Here is a 15,715-nt window from a genome sequence, read left to right on the forward strand (position 1 = left end):
CTCTCGTAGAAAAATGATTGAATCTTCAAATCCATCAATAAGTATTCGTCAGCAATGTCGGCTATTGAGCTTGCATCGTAGTGGATTATACTACCAGCCGCTTGCAGAAACGGAGGAGAATCTGACAATAATGCGCTTGCTTGATGAGCAGTACTATAAGACTCCATTTTTCGGGGAACGGAAGTTAAAGATCTGGTTGCGTGGCCTGGGATACTTCGTCAACCGCAAGCGGCTTGGCCGCTTAATGAAGCTAATGGGCTGGGAGACGTTATATAAAAGACCTGGTACGAGTGATCCGAATACATCACATAAGGTATACCCCTATTTACTTAAAGGGTTAGCGATTACGAGGGCCAATCAGGTATGGGCAACGGACATTACTTATGTGCCCATGCGTAAAGGCTTCATGTACCTTTGTGCGGTAATTGATTTGCATACCCGGTACGTAGTAAATTGGAGTGTCAGCAATACGATGACTGCAGACTGGTGTAAAAGCGTAGTTGAAGAAGCGATAGCGACAAGTGGTAAACCTGAAATATTCAATACTGATCAAGGGAGCCAGTTCACCAGTGAAATATTTACCAGCATCCTGAAAAAGCATGAAATACAGATCAGTATGGATGGAAAGGGAAGAGCGATTGACAATATTTTTGTTGAGAGGTTATGGAAAAGCGTGAAGTATGAAAATATTTATTTGAACGTATACGAAGACGGAGTAAGTTTGTATCAAGGATTGCAACAGTACTTTGAGTTTTATAATACAGAGCGCTTCCATCAATCACTGGGATACAAAACACCAGCGGATCTTTACAGAAAGATTGCTGCCTAGCCCCTGACGGGGCTTGTGCTAACAAAACAGATGCGCAGGCGCATCCATTTTGTTAGCACTTGAAAAAGCTTAGATCTACAAATTATCGGTCCTGACATTGGGGACCATTATATAAGTCAAGGACTTGAAAAAAATATCGTTAATCCCATATTTAAATTGGCAAAATGCTTGAATATACTTTTTTGTTGCACCATAGTTTTTAAGACTTCCTTGCACTAATTCTTTTGCATATTGTTCCATAGCGAGATCAAATACTTGTAACAGGGAGTAATAGAGTGATTCTTTTCCCAAATAGATATTTTTTACTTGTTGTGCAGATAGATATTGGCCATTCAATGCAGCTTCTAGATATATATTTTGAAGTTTTGCCTTAATGGAATCTAGTAATAGTGAAAGCTTAACAAGCCTATCATTAGATTGTTTCGGTATTCCACGCCTTTCATTCCAGTCATTTTTACTTATGCTTTGAATTACACAAATCTCTCTAGGTGGATATTACGGTTAAAGTGTACCAGTATTTCACCGCAAAGTGTACCACATTTAAAGACTCGTGGTAGCTGATGTAATTTAGTTGTTTTTCTTCTTTCTTAAGGATTCACCTTTCAGTTCCACTTTATGGGCGTTTGCTGTCAGCCTGTCACAGATTGCATCAGCCAGTGTAGGTTCATTGATATATTCATACCACTTATTGACAGGTAATTGAGAGGTAATAATGGTCGCGCCTTTAGCGAAGCGATCTTCCAGGATTTGGAGTAGGGTTAATTTCATATCATTACTCAATGGCATCAACCCAAAGTCATCGATTATTAACAATGGTGTTTTAGCAATCATATTTAGCCACCGTATGTAAGTTCCATCAAGCCTTGCAGCCGCCAGTGCTTCAACGAACCTGTTCATCGAGTAATACAAAGTTCTATGGCCAAGTAGACAAGCATTCCTTCCCATAGCGCAGGCCAGATAACTTTTACCACATCCGGTCGCCCCTGTGATCAATAGATTTTCTGATTTTTCAATGAACATGCCATCAGATAACGTGATCAGCACTTCTTTGGTTATTCCCCTTGCCGGGGTGCAATTAATTTCTTCAGGTGTTGCATTGTAACGGAGTTTGGCAAGCCGTAGGTAAAGTTGGGTTCTCTGATGTACCCGGTAACCAGCTTCCGCTTCTGCCAGCGAAGCGATCAACATATGTGGTTCTGGTTGTTGATGCACGGGCTGCATTAAAATGGCTGCATACCTTTTTGCCATACCTGATAGTTTGAGTTCCTGTAATTGATCTAGTGTGCTTTGCTGATTCATGTGGTGATTATTTAGTTAATTATTGAAGATATTTATTGATAGGTTCCTGCCCCACGGAGGTTTTCATGGTCCGGAAGCTTGAACAGATCCGGAGGTTCTGTGATATCTAACTGATCCAGGTTGTTGATCAGGATATTTTGCAAGGTTCTGTAATTAAAAGTGATGCCGTTCAAAGCACGGCTGCAAGCTGCTTGTAACCTTATCGGTCCATATTCATGGTTTAACCGCAGGATGCCCCGACAGGCGTTATAGGTTTGTTCTGTATAGGCCTTGCTTTTTAATACCTCATCCACGTAAGACTGGACTGAGGGGCCGATGGCTATTGCCTGTTTTAAAAAGTACGAGGGCGTCCATCCTTGTTGCTGTGCATAGTTCTGATGGCCAGCTGGCATATGTATTCCTGTTGTCGTGAACCCATGTTTCTTATAACTCCGGATGTGCATGGCAATGCGCTGATGCTGATAATAGATCTCTACCACATCAGTGTCGTAAACGGCACTCACTTTCTTTCCAATGAACTGATATGGAACGCTGTAATGATGATAGTTCTCCCCCAGGGTAATATGATAGTTCTTCTGGACCTTAGCCAGCACCCGGTGCTTTATTACAAAGACATCTGTTGGTAGCTGCTGCAGCAAATCTTTTTCCTGGCTGGCGTATAATTGAACCCGGCTGTGATCTTTTAACTGGAATAGCTTCTGGTTATGGATCTCCAACTGCACTGCAATGGCGGTATTCATCTCATTGATATGGAAGAATGTTTGATCTCTTAGGGGTGCATAGATGCGCTGGTAGGCAATCTTTACAAGGTTCTCTACCGCCGCTTTGTCTTTGGGCTTCACGGGCCTGGTTGCCAACAACGTGATGTTGTAATGAAGTGCCCATTGTTGCAAGGCCTCACTAAAAAGGGGTTCATATCGGGATGGCTTGGTGACCACCTGTTTCATGTTATCTGTTTTCAGGCTTAACGGAACCCCATCATAATATTGAAGACAGGCATTCAAAGCTTTGATTACCTGGGGAATGGTTGCATTAGGCAATGCCATAGCAAATGAATAATTACTAAACGGTAGCACAGCTACCAGGACTGGGCAATCAACAATCTCACCGGTAGATTTATCAATATAGCTCATTTTGTCTCCGGCAAAATCAACCATCACCATCTCTCCGGGTTTATGCACCAGGTGCATAGTAGCCTGCGAGATCTTACTGGATTCTTTCAGCAGAATACAAAATTGGGTATACCGATAATGGGATGCAAATTCCTTACTGTATTCTTCCCACAGCAATAAGCGGGTAACTCCCGTGCGCTTAAGTTCCGCTTGAAAATAAGGTATCTGTTTATTGAACTCCAGCCTTCGAACATTATCGTCAAAGTCAGCTGGTCCCTCTACCGGGTAAACAATTTTGGCCAACTCCGCATCCGGCAACTGTCGAAGAGATTCAAAGGCAGTGGTGGCATTCTTAAGCCTGATACTATATAGGGTTACAGCCTGTCGGGATAATTTTAATTGAGCAGTGATAGACCTTAAAGAGTATCCCTTCTCAATCAACTGCATGAGCGCACGAATATGTTGCATTTGAATCACTTTATTGGCCATGCTTTTATTACAAAGAAAGGCCGTGAAAAAATGCTATCAACAAGTCTTTGAGAAGTGGTACACTTTGCGCCGTAATGTCAGTTTATTCCCTAGTCGAGTGGTACACTTTGCACTGAAATACCATAATTAGAACAGTTAAAACTGGTACACTTTGCACTGAAATCGCTGGTAAACTTTGGACTGAAACGAGTGGTACACTATAGGCCGTAATATCCACTCTAGGCAAATGTCTTGGTGTTTTAATACAGCAATAAACAGCATAGTCATTACGCTGGTTCTTGTTGAGGCGTATCTAAAAATGTACACGCATAAAATTCGAAGACATAAAAAATATTTTAGATTAAGGGATCAAGTAATAAAAGAGGTTATTGGTAGCTCTACAGGGGACGTTACTAAAGTATAAGAAACAATCTTACAATAACTCAATTGGCTTTTGGGACATCCTTACTTTTAAAACAAATTTCTAAGAAATACTTCTTCGCTATAAAGTCTTGCAATAATGATCGATCATAAATAATCCGTGAGGATTAAATAGCTACATATCATATCAAAACAAAGCTGGTAGAATAATAACAATATAAGAATAGGAAAGTTCAACGCGATATATATGCTAAACAACAAATAGGAACAGTTGATTTATAAGAGATTAGCTAGTAAAATTACTCAGTTTTGCACTCAGTCAATTACTCAGAAAACAGGCAAAATTTGACCCAAATAAGTGAATTGTATTATACAAAAAAGGTTGTAAATCAACGACTTACAACCTTCGTCGGGATGACTGGATTCGAACCAGCGGCCTCTTCGTCCCGAACGAAGCGCGCTACCGGGCTGCGCTACATCCCGAAGGAGGCCCTAAATTAAAAATATTTCTTTATCCGGCAAATTTTCACGCACAAATTTCCATAGCCCCACAAACAACGTTAATACCCTTCTTTTATAAGATAGGCCCGTATACGTCTGAGTGCAAGCGAAAGCTGGTTACGGACCGTTTTTTCTGATATGCCCGGTAAACTGCCTATCTGGGGATTGTTCAATGCATGACTGAAACGCATATGGTATACTCTCTGGTTTTGGTCGGGTAGCTGTTCAATAAAGCCCGTCAGTTTGCTGAGCAGTTCCCTGTGGAGTAGCGGAGCATCGGTGGTAATGTGAACAACATCCGGCAGTGATGCCAGGAGAATGGTTTCTTTCTTCGATCTGTCCTGGATATAGGCAGCCACTGCATCTTTTCTTTTCCATAGTGAAATGAAAGTGTTTTGTACAATATCTTCTGCAACAAAATCATCTTGTATCAGTTTTAAAAACCAGTAGTGAGAAAGGAAGTGGTATGATCAAATTTCTGGGCGGATATTTACAGCGCTTTTTACCAGGGTAGCTTTTACTATACACAAGATGGAAATATCATCAGTAAACAACGGATCATTAACGGTAAGTACAAAGAACTGGGTAGTATAGTGGCCAGTGCCGGATCCTGGCAGTGTTCCCGGCACCTGCCTTTACCATTTATGATAATAACGGAAACCCAAGGCAAAAAAAGATATTCCGCTGACGCCATCCAGTTTTTCTATCAGAGATAATAAGGCATTCATTGGTTTTTACTACGACTGGATTACAAAAACTGGATACCGCATATATGCTGGTTTGTGATTATCCGGCCTTAACCAATGTGAAACTGTTAAAGGACAACAGGCTTAGGCATGTATCAGGTGTCTGGTATGACAGCTCCTCCAGCTTCACAGATGAAAACGGCGATTATTATTTTTCCACCATCAGCAAAAGTAAAACATATGGCCTGTTGCGCATAAAAAGCGGCACTACAGTAATAGATCCTGATTACGCATATGATCTGAAAGAAGTGGGCAATATAAGCGGTACCGTCAGCTGGGGCGACTACGCCGGTTCAGATCACCATGTGTATATTAAAAACGGTATGGCCTTTATGGGTTCTTAGATCATTGATGTGCGCAATAAGAAAGTAATTAAAGATCTGAACAGTTTCGGATTGGGTAAAAAGCAACAAGGTGTATTGTTATGCCTTGTTGTTTTTTTATTTAGGCATCCTGCGGCTGAACATCGCTGCATACATATGCCCGGATCCATATAGGGAAGGTCTTTCGTTCAGCTTCACAGCAGATGTAAATCCTGCCTGATAAAACAACCCTTTTAAAGCATGGAATGGCACGGGGTAGGGTACCCAGGGATTGGCTTTTGTAGTTTCGTACTCTACTATCAGAAAAGCACCGTTTTCCTGCAGGTGCGCACTTATTTTATCAATAAAGGCCGTTTTCCCTGGCACGTAGTGCAGGGAGTTGGCCATCAGGATACCGTCCAGCCCTGATACGGGTAAATCATCTTTCAGAAAATCCAGTTGCCCCGGCTGGATAGTAATATGATGCGGGTTGGGCAGGCTGGACAGCGCAGGGCGTGTTTTGTCCCAGGCGTAAATAGTACTGCCTGTTGCCAGCAGGTTGGCTAAGGCATGGGTAAATAAACCTGACCCGCATCCAAGATCCGCCCAAATGGTTGGGGCTCCGTTAGTAACCGGAGTATGGTTTATCAGCGCAATGGCATCTCTTATATCCATAGCATATAAAGGTACAAATAAGGGGGCACCCTGATGCCAGGTTGGTAAATCCCGTATTAAAGCATTAGATAAAACACTGATAAGTTATAGATAAGCCATATCTCTATAGGTACGGCTTATATATGGCTTATATACGGGTTATATACGGGTTATCTATGGCTTATCCTATAATGGAGTATGCCTGGGTCTGGTATAGCGAGATATCCTGAAACAGGCAGCGATGCGCTGGAAAACTTTGTCAATGAAGAGATCTTTAAAGCGGCAAAGCAGAAGGCTATTGCCACCCGCGGAAATTTTGCTTTTGAAACCAACTCTAGTGCCGAATTCTCCCTCTCCCAGTAACCTTTTTCTAAACTATTGTCCCGTTCATTTTACCCCTCTCTTCATTTTAATTCCTATTTTTGCGGCTGGTAATGAAAAATAAACAGGCATGAAGGCTTATATAGGATTATTTTTAATAACCGCACTGGCAGCCTGCGGAGGTAGCACCAGCCACGAAAAGGGCGATGCTTCTATGGCGGTAGCCCCGGAGGAAATTCAGTACGACACTGCGCTGGTGGCCAACCGGAGAGATCCCGTATGCAGGATGCCTGTCAAGGCGGGGATTTATGATACTGCGCATTACCAGGGCGCTGTTCTCGGGTTCTGCTCCTCCGCCTGCAAGGATAGCTTTTTATTAAAGCCTGCGGCTTACACACTTGTCATGAAATAATGAAGAAGATACTCCTGCTTGCTTTACTGGTATCCGGATGTACATCGCCGGCGAAAAAGCTGCCTATACTGGGTGAGCCAGGAGTAACAGCGCGTCAGGATAACGGGAAAACGGTGTATGACACCATTTACCCGGTCATCCCGCCGTTTTCGTTTACAGACCAGGATAGTCTCGCAGTAAGCGAACAGTCCTTTGCCGGTAAGATTTACGTGGCGGATTTCATCTTTTTGTCGTGCCCGAATATATGCCCGAAGATGACCGTGGAGATGAAGAAGGTGTACAACACCTTTAAAGCAAACGATGGCATTTACTTCCTGTCGCACACCATTGACCCGGAAGACGACTCCATTCCGCGGCTGAAGGCATATGCAGCCAGCCTGGAAGTGACAGGCCCCAAATGGCGGTTTGTTGCCGGTAACCAGGATACCATTTACCGCCTGGCAGAAAAGGGATACTTTTCCACGGCTTATAAAGACAGCACCGCTCCCGGGGGCTATGTACACAGCGGCGGACTGCTGCTGGTGGATAAAGCCAGGCATATACGCGGGGTATATAACGGCACAGACCCGCAGGAAACAACCCGGCTGATAAACGATATTAACATCTTACTAAAAGAAAATTGAAAAGAATACTATCCATATGGCTTTTGTGTATCATGCTTTTACAAGGCACGGGCAACTGCTGGATAGTAGCTGCATTTTATCTTAACAGGAACTATATCGCCTCAGAACTTTGTATCAACCGGTTCGACCTTGTCCCGGTTTGTAAAGGCTCCTGCTTCCTGGAAAAGAAAATAAAAGAAAACGATAAACCCGAAAACACCACAAGCGTCCGGCTCAAAGAAATCACTCTCTTTTGCCAGCAATATGATCTTGCCCCGCCAAAACCCATATCACGGGAAAGCTTCGTCACCTTCTGCAACTACCAGTCGCCCTGCTTCCCCCAGCTCCTCATCAGGCAGGTATTCCGGCCCCCGGCCACTATGGCGTAATTCCTCCCGTTACGTTCAACATCATTAAGCTACTACATGAGTATGAAATCCAGCGAAATAGCTGTATTATCTGCTGACATGTTTGACACCGGTAATGATTTTTTCTGGATAGGCAGCCTCGGATGTATACCTGATAAGTATCCTTTGCTGGAACAGCCCCACAGGCAAATGTTCTACATGCTGCTGTGCATCGAAAGTGCACACGGCACCGCGGTAATTGACGGCGCTGTTATCCGGCTGGATCATCCGAAAATCATTTGTGTGAAACCCGGCAGCATATGCAGCATACATATTAACAACACCGCCTGCGGTAACGTTATCTGCTTTACAGAAAGTTTTTTCTCCCTGAGATATAACAATAATGTACTGCTCAACTTTTCTTTCCTGAACAAAGAAAACATACACGAAGTATGCCTGGAAGAAAACAAGGCAGCAGAATGGAACCAGATCACCCGGTTTATGCACCAGGAGTTTTATGGCGGGGATAAAGGCGCCGGTAACGTGCTGCGGTCGTACCTGAATATCCTGCTTTGTAACCTCGACCGGCATTTCAACCCTTCCACCGAAATAGAACGGAAGAGTAATAAAGAAGAAAAACTGCGGCAGTTCAAAGGGTTGCTGGAGGAGCATTTCATACAACATAAAACCCCTTCTTTTTACGCGGGGCAATTAAATATCACCACCAACTACCTGAATAAACTGTGCCGGGAATATAACGGGCTGTCCAGCGGAGAGCTGATCCGCAAAAGAATCACCCTGGAAGCACAGCGCCTGCTGCATTACACCGGGTTGTCGGTGGCGGAAGTAGCCAAAGAACTGGCGTTTGAAAGCGCTTCATATTTCGTTACCTTCTTTGGTAAAAATGCCGGCATGACACCCGAAAGTTTCCGGAGAAATCAACAGTAAAAATATTGGAGGCCCCGGTGGATATTACCTGAGTTCTTCCGGCAACCAGGAGGGATAATTACTTACCGCCTTCTTCGCATTTTCAGTAACAGGTACCTGCCACTTTTCAAAGAAGAGGGAAAGATCTTTTTGCGTGGCGGTGCTGATGCATGTAAACCAATAATCCCTTTTGTCCGCCTCTGATACAGGGTATTGCGAGGCGGGTAAGGACCTGTATTTTTTGAAGACTTCGGCAATCGGCTGCCACCCGAAATGTTCAATTATTTCGATGTACATTTTTAAGGCGAGGAACGGGTCTTCGCAAAATTTGTCGAAACCGGGCCGGCCTTTCATGTAGTTCTTCACTTCATCAATAACCGCCTGCCTGCTGCTGATGTTTTCATGATTATAAAGTCCTTTATGCAGTACCTGGTCGTATACGTACATGGTGTAGAGGTTTACCGTTACCTCACCGAGGCCGCTGAAATCAATGCCCCAGAACTGGTGGCGGTGGCCCAGTTCATGAAAATGCCCCCAGGAGCCCTTGCTGCGGAGCTGCGCTTCATCCAGCATCAGGGTGCAGCTTTCATCGTCGGGCGCCACAATTTTATGCGGCGCCGTATACATATAGCCGAAGGCCACCTGTTGATCAATAATAATCCTTTCCGGATGAAGCCTGTCGGGAGCTATATCCGCCAGCCTGGCATCGGCATCCATAACTTCATCCCAGAATTGCATGAGCTTTTCAGGGTCGTCCAGTTGGCGGATACGATGGGAAGGCACGGTGAGAATAATTTTATCAGTGGCCAGTTCTGCCCACGGCCCCGGGTAGTTGCGGATGGTATTTTTCCAATCGGCCATACTGGTAACGCCTGATTTGAAGTAAGGACTTCTAACCGCTCCGTTTACCTGTACGCTAATTGTTGTCAGCGAAGTGGTGTCGGGCGCCTTTATCATCAGCAGTCCTCCAAACGGGGAAAAAATAGTAGTAGTGGATTTGTTCAGTTCAAACGTTTTCGTCAGGTTATCGTAATGGCGCACGTAATAATCCATATGATTCAGATTGTCTTCATGTACGCCTATCTGCGCTTTCAGCTGTTGCGGAATACAGCCGGGGGAAATGGTAATAGTCACGGTGTCGCCGGCAGCCACGTATAAGCCGGTGCTGTGCCACCGGTAAAAAACGCCGTCCGGTTCCAGTAAACCCTGTGTGCCTTTTTTTATGGGGATAACTACCAGCTCATTCACTCTTTGGGCCGTTTTACTTACTTCACCCGGAAATATTTTGCCGGCTGGATGGATGTAGCCGGTGTCGGTATGTCCATGCTGGCGTTGCATTTCCAGGTAGTTTTGCACATTGTAGGCGAGCCGGTTTTTTATATCTTTTTTCCAGAGAGGATGTGCGGGAGATGGAATGACTGGCGCCTGCCGGTTTTCAAACATTGCCCTGATTTCATTTGAGATAGCAGCCGTATCGGGATTATTAAACAAATAGTTGGCTATGGTACTGGCATAGCTGTCTGCTTCCGCAGCTGCGGGTATAAACCCGGGTGTTTTAAATGCGGCCAGTAAGGAAGAAATATGTACGTACGGAGGAAGGGGATTGGTAGTCAGCGTTTCTTTTTTATCTTCCGGTTTCAGCGCAGAGGTAACATGAAACATGCCTGCTTTAATAAAAAGCTGGTTTAAACCCATGTCAAAATAGTTGATTTTCTCCTGGGTTAAGATGCTGGTAGCGGGAGAACCAAATATTAAGGCGCCTCCTTTTCTTACAAATGTTTCCAGGTTATTTCTTTTAACGGTATCGCTAACATCCTGCGTCAGGATAATAATGCCGGTTGCAGGATTGATGTTAACGGTATCGGCTATATTTTTATATCCTTCCAGGAGATGTAAAAAGGATGGAAGATCGCTGTTGCTGCCCCATACCTGTATGGTTTTGCGGTTGGTATTTGCAGCCCATACAATTGCATTCCGCAGCAACTGCTGTGTGTTTTTATCGTTTAACAGGGGCTTTTTAAAATATTGATCAGACCCTATAATCAGTATCCGGCCACTATCCAGCCGGGAGGTGATGATAACAGGCAGGTGCTGCTTTGTTTCTTTTTCGGTTGTCGTGGCAATAACGGCGGGCTGTTCGTTTAAAGGGATGGTGAAACTCACATGAGCCGGGGCCACCGGCATCCTTACCAGGGAAATATTATTCAGCAGGTGCTTTGGGTCGGTTTGCTGTGCCGATAATGAATGATGGATGAAAAGCAGATAGCTGGTGAAAATGAAGGATATAAGTGTCTTTGATGTCATGGATTACCTGGGCTGTTTAATAATAGGCGGATGCGCTTGCCTGCCAATTTAATAAGAATAAACACAGCGGCGAGGATCTTCCTTTGCTTGATAGGATTAACTATATAGTCAACAATGTGCGGCGGCCTTTGTTGTGTATGATTATTGCAGCCCTGCATCCAAACAGCATATCATATTATGAGAAGAGCTTACAAAAAGGCGGATCTTCCTGTAGCGGAGATCCGCAGATTCCTGGAACCTGGTCCCATTGTACTGGTCAGTTCCCGCTGGAAAAACCACACCAACATCATGACGATGGGGTGGCATACTGTGATGGAGTTTTCCCCTTCGCTGGTGGGATGCATGATCACTGCTGCCAATCACAGTTATGAGATGATCCGGAAAAGCGGCGAGTGTGTGATCAATATCCCTACTGTTCACCTGGTAGAAGAGATTGTCGGTATTGGCAACACCACCGGCGTTCATTTAGACAAGTTCCGGAAATTCGGTCTTACAGAAGAAGCAGGAAATTTGGTAAAAGCGCCGCTGATAAAGGAGTGTTATGCCAATTATGAATGCAGGGTGGCCGATACGCAACTGCTCAAAGGATATAATTTCTTTATCCTGGAAGTGGTGAGCGCCCGTGCGGCTGTTTATCCGAAGTACCCGAAAACGGTGCATTACAGGGGAGAAGGCATCTTTATGGTATCGGGGAAACATATTAACTTGAGAAAGAAATTTAAGAACCAGAATCTTTAGTATGCTCACTACCGTTATCCAACACATTTTACTGATCTTTTTTATTTTGGTCCTGGTGATGATTGCGCAGAAGCTGAAAATTGCTTACCCGATCATTCTCGTGCTTGGCGGACTGGGCCTCAGTATGCTGAGGCTTTTTCCATCCATTGAAATCAACCCCGAACTGATCCTGCTGATCTTCCTGCCGCCATTATTATATGAGGCGGCGTGGTATACGTCGTGGAAAGAGCTTTGGCGATGGCGGCGGGTGATCTCCATTTTTGCTTTTTTAATCGTGATTGTTACCTCCGGGGTAGTAGCGGTGGTATCGCATGCGCTGATCCCGGGATTTTCGCTGGCGTTGGGGTTTGTGCTGGGTGGTATTGTATCTCCGCCGGATGCGGTATCTGCCACTACCATCCTGAAATACGTGAAAGTGCCGAAAAGGATTTCTGCCATCCTTGAAGGAGAAAGCCTGATGAATGATGCCTCCAGTTTGATTGTGTTCACCTTCGCCAAAACGGCCGTGATCTCCGGCGTGTTTGTGTTGCATGAAGCGGCCGTGAGCTTTGTAGTGGCCATTGTGATGGGTATTGCCATTGGGTTGCTGGTGGCGTTATTGTATTACGCCGTTCACCGCTGGTTGCCTACTGGTACGGAGATGGATGTGATCCTGACCCTTACTGCGCCTTACGTGATGTATATTACGGCCGAATATTTTCATGGCTCCGGCGTACTGGCTGTAGTGAGCGGCGGATTGTTCCTTTCTTCCCGGAGCCAGCATATCCTGAGTTACCGGAGCCGGCTGCAGGGCGCCAATGTATGGGCTACGCTGGGGTTTATGCTGAACGGACTGGTGTTTATGCTCATCGGGCTGGAACTGCCTGTGATCATCAAAGAACTGGGTACCGTGAGTTTTTCGGAAGCCATTAAGTATGGCGTTATTATTACGGGTGTGCTGATTATAACCCGTTTGCTTTGTACTATGTTTGCTTCCGTATTCACCGTATTTATCAGCAGGTATATCACCACCGCAGATAGCCGGCCAGGCTGGAAAGGTCCTTTTATCATCGGCTGGGCGGGTATGAGGGGAGTGGTGTCGCTGGCGGCGGCGTTATCCATCCCGGTATACATGGATAATGGCGCACTTTTTCCGCAACGCAACCTGATCCTGTTCATCACCTTTACGGTGATCCTGCTTACGCTGGTGGCACAGGGGCTCTCGCTGCCGCTGGTGATCAAATGGGTGAACATGGAAGACCCGGACAAACAGCTCCCCGTGGAAGAACAGGAGCGGGTCATCCGCGACCGGTTGCTGGAAGGAAGCATCCGTTTCCTGGATAGTCATTTCCCTGAAGAAGTAAAAGGAAATCCCGCACTGAAACAGCTGCGGGAAGACCTGGAGCATCGTAAAACCGTGTCCATGCACAACAAAGTAGAAGGGGGGGACCATCTTTTATACAAGAAAGTATACCTGAAGATGCTGAATCACCAGCGAAGCGTATTGCACGAACTAAACAAGGACCCTGCTACTGCGCATGAGCTGATCCGGAAGTATCATGAGCTGGTGGATATTGAAGAGGAGATCCTGAGAATGAAATATGAACCTGCTTCCTGAACGGGGTGGGCATAAAATAACAACAGGGTGCTTCCGGTACTTAGCCGGAGGCGCCCTCTCATTGCCGGTTAACCTTATTTTGCCCGGTATTTATTTCACATGAACACTGATCACTTTGGCCAGGTCAAACATAGAGATCTGCTTCTTTCCGCCAAATAATTTATTCAGCTTATCATCTGCATTGATCATGCGTTTGTTAGCCTTATCCTGCAGATCATTCTTCTTAATGTAATCCCATACTTTTTTTACGATCTCGGTTCTTGGCAATGCTGTGGTACCAATAACAGCGGCCAGCTCTGCAGAGGGTGTGAGTGGTTTTTTAAGACCGGAACCGGCAGAGGCGCCTGCTGCTTTTTTAGCGGCAGCTGGTTTTGTGGCAGTTGCTTTGGCTGGTGCAGCCTTCTTGGCGGGCGCTTTAGCTGCAGTAGCCTTTGTTGCTGCTTTCTTTGCCGGTGCTTTTGCAGCAGCCGCTTTCTTGCCGGTAGTACTTTTGTTTGCCATTTTTCTTGTTTTAAGATGATATGATGCAGTTCCTTTAAATGATTCCATCAGTTTTTCAGGCGGAACCGTTGGGACATACGCCCCGTAACATCAACACATATGCCAGATTATTGAAAAAACCGCATTATTCACCGGTGGACCTGCTTTTATATCACTTAATTGTATCTTTCCGGCATGAAAAGGAGTGATTACCTGCGGCAGGGCAAGTCTGAGAATTACCAGGATGCCGAACAAAAGGGTTTATTGAAAGCCGGTGAAGTAGCAGTATTGCTATCGAAGAAATTCAACACTAAAATATCGGCAAAGGAACTGAGCGTATTTTCCACAGAATGGCACCACGCCGGTGTTTTCAAGGGCGCACGGAATGGCAGGTTAATCGGGCGCAAAGTTTATTTCTTTTCGGCAGCCGCTGTCAGTCACATCTCCCTGGATGCTATACTCGCCAACAGGAATAAAGCGGACGAGAAACCGTTGCCGGACAATAGCCCTGTTCAGGGCTGGTATCCGCAGTTTTTTCGTATGACCGACCCCGTTACCCGCAGAACCTTCCCGAAGCCTTTCATCGGCATTTACAAAGGACCCGCCTCCAAAGCGCCGAAGGGTTTCAAGGCATTGCCGGACGACGCATTTGCAGCAGCCGGAAAGCTGCGGGGAAAAGAACTGAAGCCGGGAGAGGAGCCCCGGTTTTAACCTTCACTGCATCCGGATTCCGGCTTTTTTACTTAACTTAATTAAAGTAAATCATCCACTACATGAAAAGCTTGCCTACTTTGCCACTTATTTCCCGGTATACTGCAGAGCAACCCCGCTTTACGTTACTGGATTCCGTAGCCAACAGGATTTCCCTGATCGCTTTCTGCAGCGTTTTCAGCTTCCTGTTCATGTATATCTTCCTGCCTTTTAATATTAATATGTGGTATGAAGGACAACAGTTATCCCTGATGGCATTGTTCCTCCTATTTACCCTGTGCGGGGTGGTAGTGCTTACCATATCACAGTTTGGACTGGCCCGGTTAAAATGGCGCCGCAAACTAACTAATGCCACTTACCTCTGCTGGTTCCTGGGCGAAATTGTAGGAGTGGCCGTTACGGTTACCATTGTGGATGTAACCCTCACAGATACTTTTTTCCTCACCTGGGCTGAGTTTATCACCACCCTTCGTTACATCGCCCTTATTTTACCGCTGCCTTACTGCATTTCCCTCCTGTGGTTTTTTACCAGGGAGAAGATGGCCCAGCTCAAAAGCCTGGAAAAGGAACAGGTGAGCAAAACCGGCGATCCCTGTATCCTGATCCGTGACGAACATGATAAACCCGTACTCACCCTGCACCCGGGGAAGTTACTGCTCATGAAAGCAGAAGATAATTACGTGCAGGTATTTTATATCTCCGGAAATATGATCAGCAAAGAACTCATCAGAACATCCCTGAAGAAACTGGAATCGTACCTGGCGCCCGATAATTTTGTGCGCGCACATCGCTCCTACCTGGTGAATATCTCCAAAGTGGTTCTTTTTAAGAAAAATACAAAAGGACATTACCTGGAACTGGAAGGTCTCAATGACATCAGCGTGCCGGTATCGGCCACCTGTTTAACCGCCTTCCAGGAAAGATTCGCCCCCACGTCCTGATTTTTACCCCCAATAGTCCCGGTTTCGCCCCAAAGTCAATGGT

18 protein-coding genes and 1 tRNA gene are annotated in these 15,715 nt (G+C 45.4%); 11 read left to right on the forward strand and 8 right to left on the reverse strand.

All coding sequences use genetic code 11. From position 1 onward, the window contains the following. Positions 1-13 precede the first annotated feature (13 nt). Positions 14-829, forward strand: coding sequence for an IS3 family transposase (locus ACMXI2_RS07175; protein WP_483782389.1), 816 nt, complete (start codon positions 14-16; stop codon positions 827-829). Positions 830-904: 75 nt separating this feature from the next. Here ACMXI2_RS07175 and ACMXI2_RS07180 read toward each other — a convergent pair whose 3' ends face one another. The 5 genes from ACMXI2_RS07180 to ACMXI2_RS07200 form a co-directional block, all read right to left on the reverse strand. Further along, complete coding sequence (locus ACMXI2_RS07180) at positions 905-1,309, reverse strand: hypothetical protein (protein ID WP_483782391.1); 405 nt, start codon at positions 1,307-1,309, stop codon at positions 905-907. A gap of 87 nt (positions 1,310-1,396) precedes the next feature. Continuing rightward, positions 1,397-2,128: an IS21-like element helper ATPase IstB gene (gene istB, locus ACMXI2_RS07185; RefSeq protein ID WP_483777917.1), complete on the reverse strand. Its 732-nt coding sequence runs from the start codon at positions 2,126-2,128 to the stop codon at positions 1,397-1,399. Positions 2,129-2,160: 32 nt separating this feature from the next. Then, positions 2,161-3,708: an IS21 family transposase gene (istA, locus tag ACMXI2_RS07190; protein ID WP_483777378.1), complete on the reverse strand. Its 1,548-nt coding sequence runs from the start codon at positions 3,706-3,708 to the stop codon at positions 2,161-2,163. 790 nt (positions 3,709-4,498) lie between these two features. Continuing rightward, positions 4,499-4,572: transfer RNA gene (locus ACMXI2_RS07195), tRNA-Pro, on the reverse strand. 77 nt (positions 4,573-4,649) lie between these two features. After that, positions 4,650-4,949, reverse strand: a complete 300-nt coding sequence (locus ACMXI2_RS07200) for an RNA polymerase sigma factor (RefSeq protein ID WP_483781019.1) — start codon at positions 4,947-4,949, stop codon at positions 4,650-4,652. Between the two features lie 413 nt (positions 4,950-5,362). On the opposite strand from ACMXI2_RS07200, the gene ACMXI2_RS07205 reads away from it, so the two are divergent. Then, entirely contained in the window at positions 5,363-5,680 is a 318-nt protein-coding gene (locus ACMXI2_RS07205) for a hypothetical protein (protein ID WP_483781020.1), read from the forward strand. A 96-nt stretch (positions 5,681-5,776) separates the two neighbouring features. On the opposite strand, the gene ACMXI2_RS07210 is transcribed toward ACMXI2_RS07205, so the two are convergent. Continuing rightward, positions 5,777-6,313 carry a class I SAM-dependent methyltransferase gene (locus ACMXI2_RS07210; protein ID WP_483781021.1) on the reverse strand — a complete coding sequence of 179 codons (537 nt, stop codon included), beginning with the start codon at positions 6,311-6,313 and terminating at the stop codon, positions 5,777-5,779. Positions 6,314-6,490: 177 nt separating this feature from the next. On the opposite strand from ACMXI2_RS07210, the gene ACMXI2_RS07215 reads away from it, so the two are divergent. From ACMXI2_RS07215 to ACMXI2_RS07235, 5 genes are all read left to right on the forward strand, one after another. Then, positions 6,491-6,655 carry a hypothetical protein gene (locus ACMXI2_RS07215; protein WP_483781022.1) on the forward strand — a complete coding sequence of 55 codons (165 nt, stop codon included), beginning with the start codon at positions 6,491-6,493 and terminating at the stop codon, positions 6,653-6,655. 88 nt (positions 6,656-6,743) lie between these two features. Continuing rightward, the gene (locus tag ACMXI2_RS07220; protein ID WP_483781023.1) at positions 6,744-7,025 is read left to right on the forward strand and encodes a YHS domain-containing protein; all 282 of its coding nucleotides are present in this window, start codon (positions 6,744-6,746) and stop codon (positions 7,023-7,025) included. Then, positions 7,025-7,648, forward strand: a complete 624-nt coding sequence (locus tag ACMXI2_RS07225; protein ID WP_483781024.1) for an SCO family protein — start codon at positions 7,025-7,027, stop codon at positions 7,646-7,648. The genes ACMXI2_RS07220 and ACMXI2_RS07225 overlap by 1 nt, the downstream gene beginning before the upstream one ends. Positions 7,649-7,680: 32 nt before the next feature. Beyond that, the gene (locus ACMXI2_RS07230) at positions 7,681-8,016 is read left to right on the forward strand and encodes a hypothetical protein (RefSeq protein ID WP_483781025.1); all 336 of its coding nucleotides are present in this window, start codon (positions 7,681-7,683) and stop codon (positions 8,014-8,016) included. Positions 8,017-8,052: 36 nt separating this feature from the next. Beyond that, positions 8,053-8,922: an AraC family transcriptional regulator gene (locus tag ACMXI2_RS07235; protein ID WP_483781026.1), complete on the forward strand. Its 870-nt coding sequence runs from the start codon at positions 8,053-8,055 to the stop codon at positions 8,920-8,922. 24 nt (positions 8,923-8,946) lie between these two features. Here the strand turns inward: ACMXI2_RS07235 and ACMXI2_RS07240 are convergent, their stop codons facing one another. Next, positions 8,947-11,205, reverse strand: coding sequence for a M60 family metallopeptidase (locus ACMXI2_RS07240; protein ID WP_483781027.1), 2,259 nt, complete (start codon positions 11,203-11,205; stop codon positions 8,947-8,949). A 177-nt stretch (positions 11,206-11,382) separates the two neighbouring features. Between ACMXI2_RS07240 and ACMXI2_RS07245 the strand changes: the two genes are divergently transcribed. Beyond that, positions 11,383-11,943 carry a flavin reductase family protein gene (locus ACMXI2_RS07245; protein ID WP_483781028.1) on the forward strand — a complete coding sequence of 187 codons (561 nt, stop codon included), beginning with the start codon at positions 11,383-11,385 and terminating at the stop codon, positions 11,941-11,943. A gap of 1 nt (position 11,944) precedes the next feature. Beyond that, the gene (locus tag ACMXI2_RS07250; protein WP_483781029.1) at positions 11,945-13,540 is read left to right on the forward strand and encodes a Na+/H+ antiporter; all 1,596 of its coding nucleotides are present in this window, start codon (positions 11,945-11,947) and stop codon (positions 13,538-13,540) included. A 90-nt stretch (positions 13,541-13,630) separates the two neighbouring features. Here the strand turns inward: ACMXI2_RS07250 and ACMXI2_RS07255 are convergent, their stop codons facing one another. Next, a complete protein-coding gene (locus tag ACMXI2_RS07255) occupies positions 13,631-14,041 on the reverse strand; it encodes an SWIB/MDM2 domain-containing protein (protein WP_483781030.1) in 411 nt (136 codons plus the stop codon). Between the two features lie 174 nt (positions 14,042-14,215). On the opposite strand from ACMXI2_RS07255, the gene ACMXI2_RS07260 reads away from it, so the two are divergent. Next, a complete protein-coding gene (locus tag ACMXI2_RS07260) occupies positions 14,216-14,731 on the forward strand; it encodes a hypothetical protein (protein WP_483781031.1) in 516 nt (171 codons plus the stop codon). Positions 14,732-14,793: 62 nt separating this feature from the next. Next, positions 14,794-15,672 (forward strand): LytTR family DNA-binding domain-containing protein, encoded by an 879-nt coding sequence (locus ACMXI2_RS07265; RefSeq protein WP_483781032.1) that lies wholly within the window; start codon positions 14,794-14,796, stop codon positions 15,670-15,672. Positions 15,673-15,715 lie beyond the last annotated feature (43 nt).

This window comes from Chitinophaga sp. G7 BAM 1005 (assembly GCF_057126945.1).

Coding starts and splice junctions, on each gene's coding strand:
- ACMXI2_RS07205 (WP_483781020.1), top strand. CDS start 5,363: ATGCTGGTTTGTGATTATCCGGCCTTAACCAATGTGAAACTGTTAAAG.
- ACMXI2_RS07225 (WP_483781024.1), top strand. CDS start 7,025: ATGAAGAAGATACTCCTGCTTGCTTTACTGGTATCCGGATGTACATCG.
- ACMXI2_RS07240 (WP_483781027.1), bottom strand. CDS start 11,205: ATGACATCAAAGACACTTATATCCTTCATTTTCACCAGCTATCTGCTT.
- istA (WP_483777378.1), bottom strand. CDS start 3,708: ATGCAACATATTCGTGCGCTCATGCAGTTGATTGAGAAGGGATACTCT.
- ACMXI2_RS07215 (WP_483781022.1), top strand. CDS start 6,491: ATGCCTGGGTCTGGTATAGCGAGATATCCTGAAACAGGCAGCGATGCG.
- istB (WP_483777917.1), bottom strand. CDS start 2,128: ATGAATCAGCAAAGCACACTAGATCAATTACAGGAACTCAAACTATCA.
- ACMXI2_RS07250 (WP_483781029.1), top strand. CDS start 11,945: ATGCTCACTACCGTTATCCAACACATTTTACTGATCTTTTTTATTTTG.
- ACMXI2_RS07230 (WP_483781025.1), top strand. CDS start 7,681: ATGCTTTTACAAGGCACGGGCAACTGCTGGATAGTAGCTGCATTTTAT.
- ACMXI2_RS07260 (WP_483781031.1), top strand. CDS start 14,216: ATGAAAAGGAGTGATTACCTGCGGCAGGGCAAGTCTGAGAATTACCAG.
- ACMXI2_RS07210 (WP_483781021.1), bottom strand. CDS start 6,313: ATGGATATAAGAGATGCCATTGCGCTGATAAACCATACTCCGGTTACT.
- ACMXI2_RS07265 (WP_483781032.1), top strand. CDS start 14,794: ATGAAAAGCTTGCCTACTTTGCCACTTATTTCCCGGTATACTGCAGAG.
- ACMXI2_RS07245 (WP_483781028.1), top strand. CDS start 11,383: ATGAGAAGAGCTTACAAAAAGGCGGATCTTCCTGTAGCGGAGATCCGC.
- ACMXI2_RS07235 (WP_483781026.1), top strand. CDS start 8,053: ATGAGTATGAAATCCAGCGAAATAGCTGTATTATCTGCTGACATGTTT.
- ACMXI2_RS07175 (WP_483782389.1), top strand. CDS start 14: ATGATTGAATCTTCAAATCCATCAATAAGTATTCGTCAGCAATGTCGG.
- ACMXI2_RS07255 (WP_483781030.1), bottom strand. CDS start 14,041: ATGGCAAACAAAAGTACTACCGGCAAGAAAGCGGCTGCTGCAAAAGCA.
- ACMXI2_RS07220 (WP_483781023.1), top strand. CDS start 6,744: ATGAAGGCTTATATAGGATTATTTTTAATAACCGCACTGGCAGCCTGC.